At 74.2% G+C, this 18178-nt stretch carries 7 protein-coding genes; 5 read left to right on the forward strand and 2 right to left on the reverse strand.

Annotation, left to right across the window (positions count from 1 at the left end; all coding sequences use genetic code 11):
• The first annotated feature begins 170 nt into the window (after nucleotides 1-170).
• Both PUR53_RS03145 and PUR53_RS03150 read left to right on the forward strand, forming a co-directional pair.
• Nucleotides 171-905 carry a hypothetical protein gene (locus PUR53_RS03145; RefSeq protein WP_329907290.1) on the forward strand — a complete coding sequence of 245 codons (735 nt, stop codon included), beginning with the start codon at nucleotides 171-173 and terminating at the stop codon, nucleotides 903-905.
• Nucleotides 906-1088: 183 nt separating this feature from the next.
• A complete protein-coding gene (locus PUR53_RS03150) occupies nucleotides 1089-1661 on the forward strand; it encodes an AMIN-like domain-containing (lipo)protein (RefSeq protein WP_329907291.1) in 573 nt (190 codons plus the stop codon).
• A gap of 27 nt (nucleotides 1662-1688) precedes the next feature.
• On the opposite strand, the gene PUR53_RS03155 is transcribed toward PUR53_RS03150, so the two are convergent.
• Nucleotides 1689-2489, reverse strand: a complete 801-nt coding sequence (locus tag PUR53_RS03155) for a HEAT repeat domain-containing protein (protein ID WP_329897135.1) — start codon at nucleotides 2487-2489, stop codon at nucleotides 1689-1691.
• A gap of 54 nt (nucleotides 2490-2543) precedes the next feature.
• On the opposite strand from PUR53_RS03155, the gene PUR53_RS03160 reads away from it, so the two are divergent.
• Nucleotides 2544-15299 carry a non-ribosomal peptide synthetase/type I polyketide synthase gene (locus tag PUR53_RS03160; RefSeq protein ID WP_329907293.1) on the forward strand — a complete coding sequence of 4252 codons (12756 nt, stop codon included), beginning with the start codon at nucleotides 2544-2546 and terminating at the stop codon, nucleotides 15297-15299.
• Here PUR53_RS03160 and PUR53_RS03165 read toward each other — a convergent pair.
• Nucleotides 15237-15992: a YqjF family protein gene (locus PUR53_RS03165; RefSeq protein ID WP_329907294.1), complete on the reverse strand. Its 756-nt coding sequence runs from the start codon at nucleotides 15990-15992 to the stop codon at nucleotides 15237-15239. The genes PUR53_RS03160 and PUR53_RS03165 overlap by 63 nt on opposite strands.
• A gap of 195 nt (nucleotides 15993-16187) precedes the next feature.
• On the opposite strand from PUR53_RS03165, the gene PUR53_RS03170 reads away from it, so the two are divergent.
• Together PUR53_RS03170 and PUR53_RS03175 are read left to right on the forward strand one after the other, a co-directional pair.
• On the forward strand, nucleotides 16188-16679 hold the full coding sequence (locus tag PUR53_RS03170; protein WP_329907295.1) for a GtrA family protein: 492 nt from the start codon (nucleotides 16188-16190) through the stop codon (nucleotides 16677-16679).
• 207 nt (nucleotides 16680-16886) lie between these two features.
• Nucleotides 16887-18146, forward strand: a complete 1260-nt coding sequence (locus PUR53_RS03175) for a sensor histidine kinase (protein ID WP_329907296.1) — start codon at nucleotides 16887-16889, stop codon at nucleotides 18144-18146.
• The last annotated feature ends 32 nt before the right edge of the window (nucleotides 18147-18178 follow it).

The following is an 18178-nucleotide window of genomic DNA, read 5'->3' on the forward strand; positions in this document are numbered from 1 at the left end:
AGAAGCCGTGCCCGGGGCGGGCGTCGGCTGTTCCGTCCCCGGAGGGGCCACCCCGGCGTGAGCGCGCGAGACGCCGGTCGCCGGTCGCCGTGACCAAGATCTGATGAACGTCGTTGGGCCGCTGCAACCCCAGGATGTCCGGCCCGACCCCAGCAGGCGCCATGTTCGAGATGTTCCAGGCAGTCAAGACGTTGATCAAGACGTTCGTCGAGCAGTACGCGAGGAACCAGCAGCTCAAACGGGATCTGCTGGCTCAGCGTGGTGAGCAGGAGCGGCGCTGGCGGGAGGAGGACCGGGTGGTGCTGCGGGCCGCCCTCGCCGCGAACCGGGTGGCCCTCGACCAGCACAACGACACCCTCCGGCGGGCGGCCGGCGTCTCGTACCTCACCCTGCGCTGCCACGAGGACACGTGGACGTTCCTGGCCCGCACGGCGTTCGGTGTCTGGGAGCCGGCCTGGACCCAGAGCACCCGCGACCCGTACGACCGCGTCGGCCCGACCGCGACCAGGGCGGCCCACTTCACCGCGAACCCCAACCTGCCGCCGGGCCGCATCACCAAGGCGGACGGCGGCATGCAGGACGTCCAGCTCTCCGGGCACAACCTGGTCCACCTCCTCGACGCGCTCCACGAGGCGACCGGCTCGGAGCTGACCGCCACCGGGGCGCGCGCCCGGACCCTCTACGAGCGGCTGGCGTCCTTCACCGCGAAGCTCGACCCGGCGGCCCCGACGGGTCGCACCACGGGCATCCTCTGGCGGATCGACGACAGCCTCCACAGCCAGTACGTGAGCCGCCCCACCACCCCCACCCGCCCCGCCCCCCTCCTCCACAAGGTCCCGTCCCCACCCTCGACACCCCGCCGCCGCCACCCGGACCGCAACGGTTCGCCCGTGGCGCAGAAGTAACGGCGCCCGCCCGCAGCCCGCCGCTCCCGTGCCCCGCAGTCCCGTTAACCCGCTGTCCCGCCGTTCCCGCTGTTCCGAAACCGGGACACTTCCGGGGGGATCGGAGTACAACCTTCCGCCATAACCGGTCGTCTCATCTGATATCAGCGCTACCGAAGCGTTGTATGAACAAGGGGGGACGACATGCGACGAATCGGATCCTTGGTTCTGGCGCTCGCGCTCGCGGGGACCGCGATCGGGACGGCGGCGGTCACCGCGAGTGCCGCGCCCGGGGGTGCCGCGCGTGCCGCGGCGGCCTGCCCGACCGGCTGGGGCAGTGGCGTCAAGGGCAGCCCCGACAGCGGCGCCGTGCCGCTGTCGAACATCAGGACCGGCCGGCACGACTGCTTCGACCGCATCGTGTTCGACGTCCCCGACGGCGGCGACCACCTCGGCTACTGGGTCCAGTACGTCGACCGGCTCCACCAGGTCGGCTCCGGCGACCCCATCCCGGTGAAGGGCGGGGCCATCCTGGAGATCCGGGTCGCCGCGCCCAGCTACGACCCCGAGACGGGCGAGGTCGCCTACCCGGGCGACGTGGCCCGCCCCCTGCCCGGCGTGAACCTCACCGGCTACCGCACCTTCCGTGACACGCGCTTCGCCGGCAGCTTCGAGGGCGAGACCCAGATCGGCGTCGGCATCCGCGCCCGGCTGCCGTTCCGCGTGCTCCAGCTCCCCGACCGCCTCGTGGTGGACGTGGCCCACAGCTGGACGTGACGGTCGGCGGGGCAGGGCGTTCGCGAACTATCCCTCCCGTACGGCTTCCACGGCCTCCCGCACCTCCGGGTGCGGGTCGTCGGCGAGGCGGTCCAGCAGCGCGCCGACCCCGGGGGTGGACCAGTGGGCGACCGCCCACACCAGGTCCTCCCGCACACCGGGGTCGGGGTGCCCGGCAAGGTGCGCCAGCCGGTCCAACGGCCCCCGCCGACGCATCCCGAACCAGTGCAGGGTCTCCCGGAGCACGGCGGGGCCGGTGGCGGTGCTCGCCTCGGCGATCCGGGTGAGGAGGACCCGTACGGGCGGCGGTGGGCCGTCCAGGGGGTGGGGCAGGCGTTCGCGCAGGCGGCGGGAGCCGTAGCCGCCGCGCACCCGGCAGCCGAAGCAGGTGCAGGGCCGGGTGCCGTGGGCGTCGGGGAGATACCGCCACCCCACGACCTGCGGCGCCGACCGCACCCGGTGCACCTCGCGCGCCCGGATCGCCCGGGGCACGAAGACCTCCCATCCACGCGGGTCCGCGAGCGCGCCGATCCGCCGTACGGCCTCGGCCCCGGTGACGGTGACCTGCCGGCCTCGCGCGCGGTCCGAGTACCGCCCGACGAGCACCTCCTCGGCGTCGTCCAGCCGCACATGGACAGCCACCAGCCCGCCCCTGCTGCCGAACCGGCCCAGCTCGCGCAGCCATTGGTGGGTGAGGGTGTACGAGGGCAGCACGGGGAAGCAGTACACCCCGCGCGCCCCGCCCTGCCCGTGGGACGCGGCGCGGACACCGGCCCGCCGGATGCGCGGCGCGTTCGCCGCCGAGGTCAGATGCACCAACATCACCATGCCGCAGCATGCTAGGCCGCGGCCCCGGCTGAAACGGCTTGTAGGGTCCGCACGGTGGAGAGATCGTATGAAGGTGTGAACGGCGGGGCGGACTCGACGCTGCTGGACGTGTTGCTCGGGGCGGCTCGGGAGACCCCCGGCCAGACCGTCGTGCACGTCCGGGGAGACGGCGGCGAGCACACCGTCACCTTCGCCGAACTCCGCGACGACGCACTGCGCGTGGCCGGCGGCCTGCTCGCGGCGGGCGTGACGCCCGGCACCCCGCTGCCCCTGGTCGCCGACCGGGGCGACACCTTCCAGCCCCTGTTCTGGGGCGCGCTCGCGGCGGGCGCCGTCCCCGTCCCCCTCGCCCCGGAACCCCGCCGGATCGGCCCGGTCTGGGAACTCCTCGGCAGACCGCCGGTGCTGACGGACACCGAGTCGACGGCCACGGTTCTGACCGCGCTGACCCCCCTGACCGATGAGGCCGAGGGGACTGACGGGAACGGCGGGGACGGCGGGGGCGGGGAGGGCGCCGGGGAGGCGGTCGCGTACGAGCGGGCGGCGGGGCAACCGGCCACGTCTCTACGCGTGTTGCGGCTGAACGACCTGCGGCAGGGCCGTCCGCCCCAGCGCCTCCACCGCCCCGCCCCCCACGACGTCGCCTTCCTCCAGTTCTCCTCCGGCAGCACGGGCGCCCCCAAGGGCGTGGAGCTGACCCACGCCGGGGTCCTCGCCAACCTCCGCCAGATCCGCACCGCGATGGCGATCACCCCGGACGACGTCCTCGCCACCTGGATGCCGTACTTCCACGACATGGGCCTCATCGGCACGCATCTGGTCCCCATGGCCGCGCGGGTGAAGCAGATACGGATCGAGCCGCTGTCCTTCGCGAAGCGGCCCGCCCTGTGGTTCGAGGCCGTGGACCGCCACCGCGCGACCCTCCTCTCCGCCGCGAACTTCGCCCTCGCCCTCGCCGTACGCCGCGTCCCGGCCGCCGTGCTCGCCGGACTCGACCTCGGCTGCGTACGCCTGCTGCTCGTCGGCGCCGAACCCATCGCGCCGCGTGTCTGGCGGGAGTTCACCGCGCTCACGGTCCCCGCGGGGCTCGACCCGCGCGCCCCGCTGCCGGTGTACGGCCTGGCCGAGGCGACCCTCGCGGTGACCGTACCGCCGCTGGGCGAGACCGCGACCCCGCTGGTGCTGGACCGGGCCGCGCTCGCCGCAGGGCGGGTGGTGGACACGCGACCCGGGCCGCACGCCGTGGAGTTGATGGACCTCGGGCGACCGGTGGCGGGGTGCGAGATCCGTATCACCGACGACACCGGGGCCCCGGCGGGCGAGTCGCGGGTCGGGCATGTGGAGGTGCGGGGGCCGCAGCTGGGGCGCGGGTACCACCGGGCGCCCGAGGCGAGCGCGGCGGCGTTCGGGGACGACGGCTGGCTGCGCACGGGCGACCTGGGGTTCCTGCGGGGCGGACGGTTGTGCGTCACCGGGCGCCACAAGGACGTCGTGTTCGTCAACGGCCGTACGTTCCACGCGTCCGACCTGGAGGAGACGGTCGCCGCGACGCCGGGGCTGCCGCCGGGTGCCGTGGCCGTCGTGGGGTCCACCGATCCGGACGGCGGGGGCGAGCGGGTCGTCGCGTTCGTGCCGTGGGCCCGGCCCGAGCGGGCGACCGCGGCGCCGGTGCTCCGCGCCGCCACCGGCCGGCTGCGGGAGGTCCTCGGGCACGACGACGTACGGGTGCTGCCGTTGCCGCCGGGGGCGATCGCGCGGACGACCAGCGGGAAGCTGCGGCGGGGGGTGCTGCGGGAGCGGTTCGAGGCCGGGGAGTACGCGGCGGTCGAGGAGCGGTGGGGCAGCGTGGCGCCGGGGGGTGCGGTGGGTGCGGCGGCTCTGGTGGTGGGCGAGGGGCCGAAGGAGGTTCCTCGTTCGCTGCGGGAGGTGCGGGAGGCCGTACGGGAGGTGTGGGCGCGGGTGTTGGAGGTGCCCGTGTCCGAGGTGGGGCCGCGGGAGCGGTTCTACGACCTCGGGGGTTCCTCGCTCAAGGCGATGGCTGTGCTGGGCGGGTTGGAGGACGTGTTCGGGGTGACGGTGGAGCCGGGTGCTCTGCGGGACCACGACACAGTGGCGGGACTGGCCGGGTATGTGGTGGAGCGCCTCGCCGCCCGGGGAGAGCCTCTCGCCGGCGACCCCGGACCCGTCGCGGCTGATCGCGCCCACGCGGCGGAGCCGCACAAGTCAGGACCCCGCGCCCCCGGAGAGCCCGAAGCCCGTCCGGGCGGCGCGGGTAGCGACAGCGGTCCCGTCGGGGCCCTCGCTGTTCTCTCCGTCGCCTGCCGGTTTCCCGGAGTCGATACGCCCGAGGACTTCTGGGAGTTGCTCACGACCGGTGGGGACACTGTCGGCGGGGACGCGGCCGGCCGGCTGCCCGACCCCGGGGCCTTCGACGCCCGTTTCTTCGGGATGGACGACGCGGAGGCGCGGGCGACCGATCCCCAGGCGCGGATCTTTCTGGAGCTGGCGCACGAGGCGTTGGAACGTGCCGGGTACGCGGGGCCCCGGCGGGTCGGCCGCAGGGTCGGGGTCTTCGCGGCGACCGGCGACAGCGGCTACCGCGAGGTCCTCGCCGAGGCCGCCGACGGGGACCTCGCCCGCCACCCGGGCGCCCTCACCGGCAACCTGCCCAACCTGATCCCCGCCCGTGTCTCCCAGATGCTGGACCTCGACGGTCCCGCCCTGGCCGTCGACACGGCCTGCTCCTCCGCCCTCGTCGCCCTGCACCTGGCCCGGCGCAGCCTGCTGAACGGCGAGTGCGACCTCGCCGTGGTCGGCGGCGTCAATCTGGGCCTGACGCCGACCGGCCGGCGTCTCCTCGCGGCGACGGGCGCGTTGTCGCCGACGGGCCGGTGCCGTGCGTTCGGCACCGACGCGGACGGATTCGTGCCGGGGGAGGGCGGCGCGGCGCTGGTCCTCGCCCGCCTCGACGACGCCCGCACCGCCGACGACCCGGTCCTCGCGCTCGTACGCGGCACGGCCGTGAACAACGACGGCCGCTCGCTCGGCCTCCTCGCGCCGACGCCGCGCGGGCAGCGCGAGGTGATCGGCCGGGCGTACGAGGAGTGCGGTGTCGATCCGGCCAACGTGACGTATGTGGAGGCGCACGGGACGGGGACGCCGATCGGTGACCCGGTCGAGGCGCGGTCGCTCGGGCAGGCGTTCCCGTCCCGTGCCGACGGGGTCACGCGGCGGCTCGGCTCGGTGAAGACGAACGTCGGGCACCTGCTCAACGCGGCCGGGATGCCCGCGCTGGTCAAGGTCGCCCTCGCCCTCACGCACCGCCGGCTCCCGCCGTCGCCCCACGCCACCCCGCCCGCGCCCTTCCTCGCCGACACGGCGCCCGGCTTCCGCCTCGTCACCGAACAGGAGGAGTGGACCAGCCCGGACGGCCTCCCCCTGACCGCCGGGATCAACAGCTTCGGCTTCGGCGGCACCAACGCCCACGCGATCCTGGAGGAGGCGCCGGGGGACGGGGGCCGGCCGGGCGGGGCGGCCCCGGTCGCCGACGGCCCGCACCTGCTGACCCTGTCCGCCCGGAGCGAGGGTGCCCTGCGCGCCGCCGCCGCCGAACTGGCCGCGCATCTGCGGGCCCACCCCGAACTGGACGAGGGCGACGTGTGCGCCACCGTCAACACCGCCCGCGACGAGGGGCCGCACCGACTGGCCGTGGTGACGGAGGGAGACCTCGCGGACCGGCTCGAAGCGGTCCAGACGGCAGCAACCCCGAGCACAGCCACCACCACCAGCACGGCGGCTACCAGCAGGTCGGCGGCCTTCAGTGGCGGTGCCGGTGTGGCCGGGTCGCTGCGTAGCGAAGCCCTCGCCCGGTCGGGGCGGGTTGCGACGGGGCGGGCCCGGGGGCGGGCCCAGGTTGTCTTCGTCATGCCTGGGCAGGGGGCCCAACAGAGCGTTGCCGCAAGGGAGTTGTGGCGCTCGGCGGACGTGTTCCGGGACCTTCTGGAGGAGGCCTCCTCCCTCACGGGGCCGGTGCTGGGGCGGAGCCTGGCAGCCTGGTGTCTGGACGACGCCGCCGAGCCCGAGGCTCTGGCCCGGACGGAGGTGGCACAGCCCCTGCTCGTCGCATTCGGCGTGGCGCTGGCCGGGCAGTTGGCCGCATGGGGTGTGGCACCGGACGCGGTCGTGGGGCACAGCGTCGGCGAGATCACCGCCGCCTGCGTCGCCGGCGCCCTGCCCCTGGCCGAGGCGGTCGGCTTCGCCGCCGAACGCGGCCGCCTGATGGGCGGGCTCACCACACCGGGCGCGATGGCGGCCGTACGGGGAGACGAGGCAACCGTCGCCACCCTGGTCGCCGACTCCGACGGCACGCTCACCGTGGCCGCCGTCAACTCACCCACCCAGGTCGTGCTGTCGGGCGAGGCCGAGGCCGTCGAGCGAGCGGTCGCGGCGCTCACCGCCCGTGGCGTGGCCGCCCGACGCCTCCCCGTCTCCCACGCCTTCCACTCCCCTTTGCTGAACCCCGTACTCGACCCCCTCCACAACGCGGCGAAGGCCCTGACCGTGCACCCGGCCACCGTTCCGATGCTGAGCACGGTCACCGGTGACTGGGCCCCCGACCTGAACCCCGGCTCCGGCTACTGGCGCGACCACGCGATCCGCCCCGTCCGCTTCGGCCCCGCCATCGCCCGGCTCCTCGACGAGGGCTACGACACCTTCGTCGAACTCGGCCCCGGCACCTCCCTCGCCGCCCCGATCCACACGGTCACCGCCGCCCACCCCGCCGTCGCACCCACCGAGGTGACGGTCCTGCCCGCGCCGACACCCGGCGAAGGGCCGACGCGGGGAGCGGGCGCCCTGCTCGAAACCGTCGGTCGGCTCTGGGCCCGTGGAACCCCGCTGTCCCCGACGTCTCCGGCCAGGAACACGACACGGCGACGGGTCCCCGTCCCCACGTACCCCTTCCAGCGCGAACACCACTGGCCACGACGCCTCGACACCGCACCCGAGCCCGAGCCCGCACCCGCACCCGAGCCCCAGCCCCAGCCCGCTGAGGCGCCCACTCCCGGCGCCCTTCCCCTCGGCCTGCCGACCCCCCAACCCCTCCTCTGGCGCGACGCCCCGCTGACCGCCGCCCCCGCCCCCCGCGCCGTACGCCTCACCGGCGCCGATACCCCCCTGCGCCGTTCCCTCACCGACCGGCTCACCGGTCGCGGCGTGACGGTGCTGAACTCGACGCCCACGCAAGGCCCGTACGACGCCGGGGCGGAAGTAGCCCCAGCCCTGGGGGCCACCCCGGAGGCCGTGCTGTGGTTCGCCGGAGGCGCCACGGGCCCGGAGTCGGAGGCCGGCACGGCCGTCTCCGCCCTGCGCGAGGTGCTGGCGGCGCTCGGCACGCCCCTCCCCCGGCCCACCCGTCTCCTGCTCGTCACCGAGAACGCGTACAGCCTTGAGCCCGGCACCGACACCGACACCGACACCGACACCGACGACGCTTCCGCCCACCCCCACCCCGAACAAGCCCTCTTGCACGGCTTCGCCCTGGCCCTCGCCGAGGAACAGCCCAGCCTCACCTCGCTGAGCATCGACCTGTCCGCCCAGGACCCACTGGACGACCAACTCACCTCACTGGCACGTGAGTTGAGCGCGGACGCAACCACAGCCGGCACCGTCGCCTGGCGAACGGGCCGCCGCCTCACCCGCGTCGCCGCCGCGCCCCCGACCCCCACCCCGTCGCCGCCCACCCCCCTCCCCCCGAACGGCACCTACCTGATCACCGGAGGCGCGGGCGGTCTCGGCTCCGCGCTCGCCCGTGACCTCGCGGAACGCGGCACGCCCACGCTCGTCCTCACCGGCCGCACCCCCACCCCGCCCCGCACCCTGCTCAACGAACTCCGCGCGCTGGGCGCCCTCGCCCGCTACCAGGCGGCCGACATCACCGACGCGGACGCCGTCGACGAACTCGTGGCCGGCCTGCCACCCCTGGACGCCGTGTTCCACGCGGCGGGTACGGCTCGCCCCGGCAGCCTGCGGGGCAAGCCGGACGACGAGATCGAGGCCGTGCTCGCCGCGAAGGTGCGCGGTACGAGGCTGCTCGCCGAGGCGCTGCGGCGGCACGGCCAGGAGGGCGCCGTATGCGTCGCCTTCTCGTCCGTCTCCGCCGTACTGCCCGGCCTGGCCGGCGCCCTCGGCGACTACGCCGCCGCCAACGCCTTCCTCGACGCCTTCGCCACCGCCGAACGCGCCGCCGGCCGCCCCTGGCAGAGCATCGCCTTCGGCCCCGTCAGCGACACGGGCCTGGCCGGCGGAACCCACTCACCCACGCACAGCCTCACCCCCATGACCGCCGGGGAAGCCCTGGCAGCCCTCCACACGGCACTCACCCTGAACACGCCCCACGTCCTGATAACAGCCACGCCCAACACACCCTCGACGGCCCCTATGGAGGCCGCAGGCCCCATGGAGGCCGCAGGCCCCATAGGGGCGCGGGGCCCTGACATGTGCGGCTCCGCCGCGTGGGCGCGATCAGCCACGACACACCCGCAGCCGCCGACGCACAACACCCCCCGAGCTATCAGGCGCCACCCCACCTCTACCGACGTAGCCACCGTCATCCGCCACCTCCTGGCGGACGCCCTGCACCGCCCCCCACAGGACATCGGCGACGACGAACCCTTCCTCACCCTCGGTTTGGACTCCCTCAGCGCCGTCGACCTCGCCCGCCGCCTGGAACGCGAACTCGGCCACCCCCTCCCGGCCACCCTCCTCTTCGAACACCGCACGATCACCGAACTGGCCACCCACCTGGCCACCACCCCACCCACCCCGACCCCCCAGCCAGAGCCGGCATCCCGGCCCACACCACCCCCAACAGACACCCCCCTCACCCCCCTCACCCCCCACCCCCTCACCCCCCTCCAACTCGCCTTCCACACCACCGAAACCCTCCACGAGGGCCTCACCGCCTACGGCTACGTACGGCAGAGCATCAGCGGCCCCCTCGACACCACCGTCCTCGGCCAGGCACTCGCCCACCTCTCCGCCCGCCACCCCATGCTGCGCATGCGGATCACGGACGACGGAACCGCCCGCCCGAGCCAGTACGCCGCCCCGGCAGGCCCCCTCGACACGGCTCCGCGCTGGTACGAGATCCAGGACCACCTCCACCCCCACGACCTGCACCAGCTCGAACACGACCTCTGCAACCGCCCGTTCGACCTCAGGACGGAGGACCCGGTACGAGCCGTTGTCGTCCCCGAGGACACCCACCTCGCCCACCTGCTCCTCGTCGTCCACCACGCCGCAGCCGACGGCTTCAGCCTCAAGCTCATGGCCGAGGAACTCTGGTCGCTCTACACGGCGTTGACCCGCGCCGGGGACCCCGCCCAACTACCTACCCCACCAGCCCAGTTCACGGACTACGCCGCCACCCTCACCACCGAACGCCAGTCCCCGGCGTACGCGCGGGACCTCGACCACTGGCGCACCCACCTGGCCGCACACGCACCGTCCCTCCCCTCCCTCCCCTACGACGGCGACCCCGAGGCACCCCCCACCCCACCCCTCACCCACCACCGCACCGACCTCGACGAGGAACTGACCGCCGCGCTCCGTGAGACGGCCGCGCGACACGAGGTCTCGTTGTTCCACCTGCTGCTGGCGGTGTACGGCCGCTGTCTGGCGCGGTGGAGCGGACGGCGAGCCGTCGCGGTCAATGTGGCCCGGGCGCGGCGGGAGTCTCCGATCGCCGGCATCGACCGTCTGGTGGGACCGTTGGCCGACACCCTGCCGGTGTTCGTGGACATCGACCCGGCCGAACCGGTCGCCGCACTCGCCGACCGGCTGCGTGGGATCTGGCGGGAGGCCGAGGCCCACGCGACCCTGAGCAGCGTGGACTTCGCCCGACTGCTGTCCGAGGTGCGCCCCGCCACAGGCCCCGCACCGCGCACGGTGGCCGAGGCCGGCTTCAGCTTCGCCCGCTTCCCGGTGGTCCACGGCCCCGACTGGCCCGTCACCGTCACCCCGACGGCCGCGGCCACGGCCTCCGCCGCCACCCGCCTCGGCCTCCTCTGCTGGGAGGCCGACGCCGCCCTGCGCCTGTCGTGGAACCACCCGGCCCACCTGTTCCGCCCCGAGACCGTCCACCGCCTCGCCGACGAGTACGTCACGGAACTGCGGGCCGCCGCCACGGCGACGACCCCCGCCGCCCCGGCCCCCATCACGGCCGACACAGGCCGCGGCGGAATCGTGGACCGTCTCGGCGCCCAGTTCCGCGCCACCCCCCGGTCCCTCGCCGTCGCCGCCGACGACGGGACCACACTCACCTACGCCGACCTCGACGCCGCCTCCGCCGACCTCGCCACCCGGCTGCGCGCACACGGCGTACGCCCCGGCGACCTGGTCGGGCTCCTCACGGAACCGGGCGGCACGGCCACGGTCACCGGAGTCGTCGGCATCCTGCGGGCGGGCGCCGGCTGGGTACCGCTGGACGCCACCCACCCCACCGCCCGGCACCGGGATCAGCTGTCCCGTACGGGAGTTCGCGTCCTGGTCTGCGCCCCGGCGACCCACGACACGGCCACTGCCCTGGACGACATCACCGTCGTCCCGGTCCCCGATCCCGACACCCCTCGGGCCCCCGAACCCGCCACAGCTGCCGAACTGGCCCCCTCGCCCGATCCCGACGCCATCGCGTACGTCATCTTCACCTCCGGCTCGACGGGCCACCCCAAGGCCGTCCCCATCACCCACCGGTCGATGACGAACTACCTCGACTGGTCGCTGGCCACCTTCGGCTACGGCCCCGGCGACCGGCTCGCACAGACCGCGTCGGCCTGTTTCGACGCCTCCGTACGGCAGTTGCTGGCACCCCTGCTGGTCGGCGCCACCGTGCACACCCTCTCGCGCGACCTGCTGCGCGACCCTGAGGCCCTGCTCGACCATGTCGTGGCGGACCGGATCACGGTCTGGAGCTCCGTCCCCACCCTGTGGGAACGCCTGCTCACGGCCGCCGAGGAACACGCCCGCCGCAACGGCGGCACCGCCCTCGACCTCTCCGCCCTGCGCTGGGTCCACGTGGGCGGCGAGGCCCTGCCCGCCGCCCACGTACGCCGCTGGTTCGACCTCACGGGTACCGGCGGACGGAACGGCGGACGGATAGCCAACCTCTACGGCCCCACCGAGACCACCATCAACGCCACCTGCCACATCATCGACACCCGCCCGGCGGACGACGTCCGCCACCTCCCCATCGGCCGCCCGATCACCGGTACGGAACTGACCGTCGTCGGCGAGGACGGCCACGAGTGCGCCACCGGCGAACCCGGCGAGCTCCTGATCGCCGGGACCGGCCTCACCCCCGGCTACCTGGGCGACCCCCACCTCACCGCCGCCGCCTTCGCCGAACGGGACGGCCGCCGCTGGTACCGCAGCGGCGACCGCGTCCGCCGTACGGCCGACGGGGTACTGGAGTTCCTGGGCCGGCTCGACGACCAGGTCAAGGTCCGCGGCCACCGCGTCGAACTCGGCGAGATCGAGGCCGCCCTGCTCACCCACCCGGGAGTCTCCCGCGCGGCGGTCCTGCTGCGCGACGGGCGCCTGGAGGCGTACGTGGAGCCCAGGACCGGCACCCCCCACGCCCCCCACACTCCCCACTCCGCCGAGGCCCTCGACCCCAGAGAGGTGCGCGGTTTCCTCTCCCGAACCCTCCCCCCGTACATGCTCCCCGCGCGCGTCCACTCCCTCCCGGCCCTCCCCCTCACCGGCACGGGCAAGATCGACCGCAACCGCCTCGCTCCCCGTGGCGAAACCACGCTCCCGGCCCCTCGGCGCACACCACCCACCACCCCCACCGAGCAGTTGTTGGCGCGCACCTGGTCCGCACTGCTGGACCTGCCGACGTCCGAGATCAGCCGCGAGGACGACTTCTTCAGCCTCGGCGGCGACTCCATGACCGTGCTGGAACTGTTCGCGCGGCTACGCCACGAGCGCCCCGCGCTGCCCCGCCCGACCGCCCTCTACACCCACCGCACCCTGACGGCCCTGGCCACAGCCATCGACACCACCACGACCAAAGCCGTCACGCCGACCGAAGAGCACCAAACCGATCACCACCCCGCACCCTCCACCCCCTACCCCCTCACCCCCTCCCAGCAGGGCTTCCTGCTCGCCGACGCCCTCGCGTCCGGCGTCGGCCCCAACCCCGCCTGGCTGGCACGCTTCCGTATCGACGGCGCCCTGGACCCCGACCTGTTCCAACGGGCCGTGGACGTCCTCATGGCCCGGCACCCCATGCTCCGCACGGTCTTCCCGGCCGGCGCGCGCCCACCCGTGCAGCAGGAACTCCCCGCCTCGCTCCGGCTTCCCGTCGAGACGGAGACCCTGGCCCACCCCGGTCTGCTGGAGGAACGGACGGCCGAGGAGGCGAGCCGCCGCTTCGAACCCTGGGCCTGGCCCCTGTTCCGCCTGCGCCTGTTCACGCTCGCCCCGGACGAACACGTCCTCCTCGTCCACGCCCACCACCTCATCGGCGACGGCTACAGCGCGGCCCTCCTCACCCGCGAACTCCTCACCGTGTACGGCCGCTTCGAACGCGGCCTCCCCCACGGCCTGGACCCCCTGACCTCCACCTTCCGCGACCACGTCCTCCGCCGAACCACACCCGCCCGGACACCGGCACCAGCACCAGCACCGGCCCCACAGACAGACGACGACTACCGCGCCCGCCACCACACCCCGTACACCCCGCCCGTCCTCCACGCCCACTCCGTCGGGAACACCCCCGCCTTCCACACCACCACCCTCACCCTGGATGCCGACCGCACCCGGGCCCTGCGCAGCCTCGCCCGGACGGCGGGCACCACGCTCCACGCCCCCGTCCTCACCGCGTACTACCGCGCCCTCGCCGCCCTCGCCGGCCGCCGCGACCTGGTCCTCGGTCTGGCCGTGACCGGCAGGGACGAGACGGTCGACGACGCCCACCGCGTCTTCGGCCCGTTCGCCGAGGCGGTGGCGCTGCGCCCGGTGTCACCGTCCGACAGTGCCGAGCCCGCCCCGGGCTTCGCCGAGGACCTCCGCCGTATCGCCGCCGAGACGCTCGCGGCCCGCGCCACCGGCCCCCTGGACCTCCGTACGGCCCAAGGGCTGCCCCGTACCGCCCAGTTCTTCTTCACGTTCCTCGACTTCGGCTCGCTCGACGCGCCGCCCGACACCACGCTGTCCCTCCGGGCCGACGACGGCGACACCGAACTCGCCCCGCCGCCGGTGGGCACCGACGTCTTCCTGGCCGTACGCCCCTCCCCGGACGGCGAAGGACTGAGCATCACGGCGCGCGCGTCGTCGAAGGCCATGTCGGCGGACCAACTCACCGACTTCGCAGAGGAGTTGAGGGGAGAGCTGGAGGAATCTCCGGGCCGTGACCACGCCCTCGACGCGGCCCTCATCGGCTACCTCCCGGCCCCTCACCACCTGGCCGCCTTCGCCGGGCTCCGCGCACACGCGGTCCCGAGCCGCGCGCAACTCCGCGCCCTCCTCTTCCCGGACGGCCGCCCCCGAGTCCTGGAGACCGTCACCACCCCCCTGGGCAGATCCGGGTTCGTCTCCCTCCCCCTGTTCGAGGACGAACTCACCGGCCCGCTCCCCACCGACCTGAACCCGGACCCGACCGACCCAACCCCGGCCTCCCCGACCACCCCGTCCGCCCCGAGCACCCTGGCCGCCCTGACCGCCCGCGCCGTGGACCACGCCGCGTCCCTCGGTGCCCGCTGCGTCTCCCTGGCGGGCATGATCCCGTCCCTCACCGGCTACGGCTACGACGTCCTCCGGGAACTCCCGGCGACACCCCGTGCCTTGACCACCTCAACCGCTCCGACCACCCTCACCACCGGCCACGCGGCCACCACCGTCGCCGTCGTGAAAACCGTGCGCGCCGCGCTCCGGGCGACCGACCGAGAACTGGCCGGGCTGACCCTCGCCGTCGTCGGCCTCGGTTCCATCGGCACGTCGTCCCTGCGTCTGCTGCTCGCCCTCAGCCCCGCCCCGCCGACCCGCCTCCTGCTCTGCGACGTCCCCGGCAGCGCCCCCCGCCTCCACCATCTGGCGGCGGAACTGTCGACCGCCCACCCCACGACGGCCGTACGGGTCGTCGAGTCCACCGACCCCCGCACCCTCCCCACCGAGGTCTACGAGTCGTCCGACCTCATCGTCACGGCGGTCAGCGGCGGCCCCACGGCCCTGCTGGACGTGGACCGGCTGCGCCCCGGCACGATCGTCGTGGACGACTCCTTCCCGCACTGTTTCGACACCGCGCGGGCCCTGGAGCGGATGAGACGCGAGCGGGACGTACTGATCGTGGGGGGCGGCCTGTTGGCCCTCGACTCCACCGAGACCCACCTGTCACCGGATCTCCCGGCCGCCGCCCTCACCGGCCACGCCACCGCCCGCACCCAGCACCACCTCACGCTCCACCTCCCCGACACCCTCGCCTCCTGCCGCCTTGAGTCCCTCCTCCACGCCCACCTCACCCACGCCGCCCCCGACGCGAACCCCACCACGACCCGTACCGCGACCCGCGATTCCGGCGACGCCACAGGCCCCCGTACGGAACTCCCCCTGATCCACGGCCTCGTCGACCTCCCCCGCGCCCTCGCCCACTGGCACGCCGCCGAGGCAGCCGGAGTCCGTGCGGCGCCCCTCCACCTCCTCGACCACACCGTCTCGCCGGAGGCCCTGGTCGCTCTTCCGCCGCCACCGTCAGGGGGTGGGGATGCCCGCCGGTCGGGCGGGGCGGCCGAAGCGGGCCGGGACACCGGGTGAGTACAGGACACTGACCGGTGGCCCGGCCGGCGCCGACAGCCCGGCCGCGGCCACCAGGTCCTCCTCGCACGTCATCAGCTCGGCCCGGTGCAGCGGCCAGCGCGGGTGGGCGTTGGGCAGGAACACCGACCGGCCGAAGAACGCCCCGTGCATCCCCCAGCGGGCGGTGAGGAAATGCTCCAGGCCGGTCGGCTCGTCGATCCGTTCCCCCACCCGCACGACGATCCGGCTCCGCGCCCCGCGCGGACCGGGCCAGCGTCGGGAGCTGGTGTAGGTGACCAGGTCACCGACGTGGCCGCCCCGGGACGCGATGTCCATCCGCGCCCACACGTAGGGCATCCGGAAACCGAGCCGTCCCACCACCACGGGCAACAGCCTCGACGCGTCGAGCGAGCGGAAGACGACCCCGCGCCGCCCGTCCCGGTCGACGGAGTACAGCCGCACATTGGTCTCGGGAAAACTGCCCAGGTAGGGCACGCCGGGCAACCTCAGCCACCCGACCTTGTGCATCCGGAACGCGACGAGCCCGACGTACGTGACCCCGTCCAGCGTGTCGGGCACCGTCCCCGGCGGCAGCAGTCCGGCGACGGCCTGCGGCTCGACGGCCCAGTGCAGAAAGGTCAGGTCGAGCCAGGACTGGGTGAGCAGGGGGCGCGCGATCACGTCGGGCGCGTCGGCGGTTATCGGCGTCATGGGCACGCGGTCTCCGGGCGCGGGAGGCCGTTCAGGCAGCTGCTGCGACATCGGATCAGTACTACTACGGGCGTACTCCGAGCGCAGTACTTGCCTAAGTCAAGCAATCTGCATATGCTTGAGTAAGTCAAGTAATCCGGCACTCGCTCGGGCCACCCCGCCGAGTCGCCGCACGCACCCCGGACGGAGCCCGCCATGAACCCCGCCCCCCACGCCGCCCAGGCGGGCTCCACCCCCGACCCCCTCTCATCCTTCGCGCGCTTCGTCCTCTTCGGTGGCGGCGTCGGCCTCCTCTCCAGCGGAGCGGTGGCCCTCCTCGCCGGGGCGATGCCCTGGGCTCTGGCCAACGCGGTCATCACCATCGCCTCCACCCTGCTCTGCACCGAGCTGCACGCCCGCTTCACCTTCGCGACCCCCCACCGCCCCGGCTGGCGCGAGCACTGGCAGTCCGCCGGTTCGGCCGCCGCCGCGTACGCCGCGACCACCGCCGCGATGACCGCCCTCCACCTACTCCAGCCCTCCCCCGGCGCCCTGACGGAGCAACTCGTCTACCTCTCGGCCTCCGCCCTCGCCGGCATCGGCCGCTTCCTGGTACTGCGCCTGGTCGTCTTCGCCGGTGGAACCGGCCGGACCTCGGCATCCACGACATGGACCGCCACCCTGGATGCGCGCGTAAAGATTGCTTGACTTAAGTAAGTCTCTATGATTGCCTAAGTCAAGCAATGGAGATGAACCCCCAGACCGGGGTCGCCCGAAGCGGAGAGCGACCCCAGCGCGCCGGACCCGTGGGGACGGGGCACGGCGCGATCGGCGGCCCGGCGGCCGGAACACTCCCCCCGTTCCGCCGCCGGGCCCGCCGGTAGGCCACCGCCCACACCGGCAGGGACCCCGACCATGACGACCGCGCCCCCGAATCCACCCCCGTCGACGACTCCCCTCGGCTCCGCCCCCGGCCCCGGCCCCCACACCGTCCGCCGTGCCGCCGACGCGGCCCTCGTGCCGGCGCTCTTCGCCTGCTCCTTCCCCGGCAGCCTGCTCACGTTGCCCGGACAGGGACCGGGGGCGCCGTGGTGGCCGGGGATGCTGCTGGCGGCGGCGTCCTGCCTGGCCCTGCTCGGGCGGCACACTCGTCCGCGTACGACGGTGGCGGTGACGCTGGTGTGTGCCATCGCCGCGTGCGCGCTCGGCTATCTGCTCACCGCCCTCCTGCTGGCGCCGACGATGGTCGCGCTGTACTCGCTGGCGATGCGGACGAACCGGGGCACGGCCAACTCCTTCACGCTCTCCGGTGTCGTGGCCCTGGTGGTCACAGGTCTGGTCTCCGGGCCGGACGGGGAGCCCCTGGTGCTGAAGCTGCTCGGACCCACGGCCTGGCTGCTGCTGCCGACCTCGCTGGGCACGGTGACGCGGTTGCGGGGCGCGTATCTGGAGGCCGTACGGGCGCGGGCCGAGCACGCCGAGCGGACCCGGGACGAGGAGGCCAGGCGGCGGGTCACCGAGGAGCGGATGCGCATCGCACGGGATCTGCACGACGTGGTCGCCCATCACCTCGTACTGGCCAACCTCCAGGCCACGGCGGTGGGCCGCTTCGTACGGACCCGGCCCGACGAGGCCGAGCGGCTCCTCGCCGAGCTCTCCGGCACCACCACCTCGGCCGTACGCGAACTCAAGGCCACCGTCGGGCTGTTGCGCGCGGAGGGCGAGGAGGACAAGGTCCCCGACCCGACCCCCGGTCTCGCCCGACTTCCCGAACTGGCCGCCTCGTTCGCGCACGCCGGTCTCAAGGTGACCGTCACCGGGGAGGGCGAGCCGCGGCCGCTGCCCGCCGGGGCGGATCTCACCGCGTACCGCATCGTCCAGGAGGCCCTCACCAACGTCACCAAACACGCCCCCACCCGCACCGCCGACGTCCACCTCGCCTACACCTCGAAGCGACTCCGCCTCACCATCTCCAACGACAGCGACAGCTCCGGCTCCGACTCCAGTTCCGGCTCCGGCTCCGGCTCCGGCGACACCCCCCGCGGCGGGTACGGGCTCCTCGGTATGCGGGAGCGTGCCCACTCCGTCGGCGGGCGCCTCAGCGTCGGACCACGCCCCGACGGCGGCTTCGAGGTGGTCGCCGACCTGCCCCTCCCCGACCCCCACAAGATTTAACTTGCGTAAGTCAAGCAATAGACTTATGGTTG

It is taken from the genome of Streptomyces sp. SP18BB07 (assembly GCF_036322545.1).
Lineage (GTDB): Bacteria > Actinomycetota > Actinomycetes > Streptomycetales > Streptomycetaceae > Streptomyces > Streptomyces deccanensis.

Excerpts from the sequence above, each read along its gene's own strand:
- PUR53_RS03155 (WP_329897135.1), bottom strand. The coding sequence starts at position 2,489 with ATGGTGATGTTGGTGCATCTGACCTCGGCGGCGAACGCGCCGCGCATC.
- PUR53_RS03175 (WP_329907296.1), top strand. The coding sequence starts at position 16,887 with ATGACGACCGCGCCCCCGAATCCACCCCCGTCGACGACTCCCCTCGGC.
- PUR53_RS03170 (WP_329907295.1), top strand. The coding sequence starts at position 16,188 with ATGAACCCCGCCCCCCACGCCGCCCAGGCGGGCTCCACCCCCGACCCC.
- PUR53_RS03165 (WP_329907294.1), bottom strand. The coding sequence starts at position 15,992 with ATGACGCCGATAACCGCCGACGCGCCCGACGTGATCGCGCGCCCCCTG.
- PUR53_RS03145 (WP_329907290.1), top strand. The coding sequence starts at position 171 with ATGTTCCAGGCAGTCAAGACGTTGATCAAGACGTTCGTCGAGCAGTAC.
- PUR53_RS03150 (WP_329907291.1), top strand. The coding sequence starts at position 1,089 with ATGCGACGAATCGGATCCTTGGTTCTGGCGCTCGCGCTCGCGGGGACC.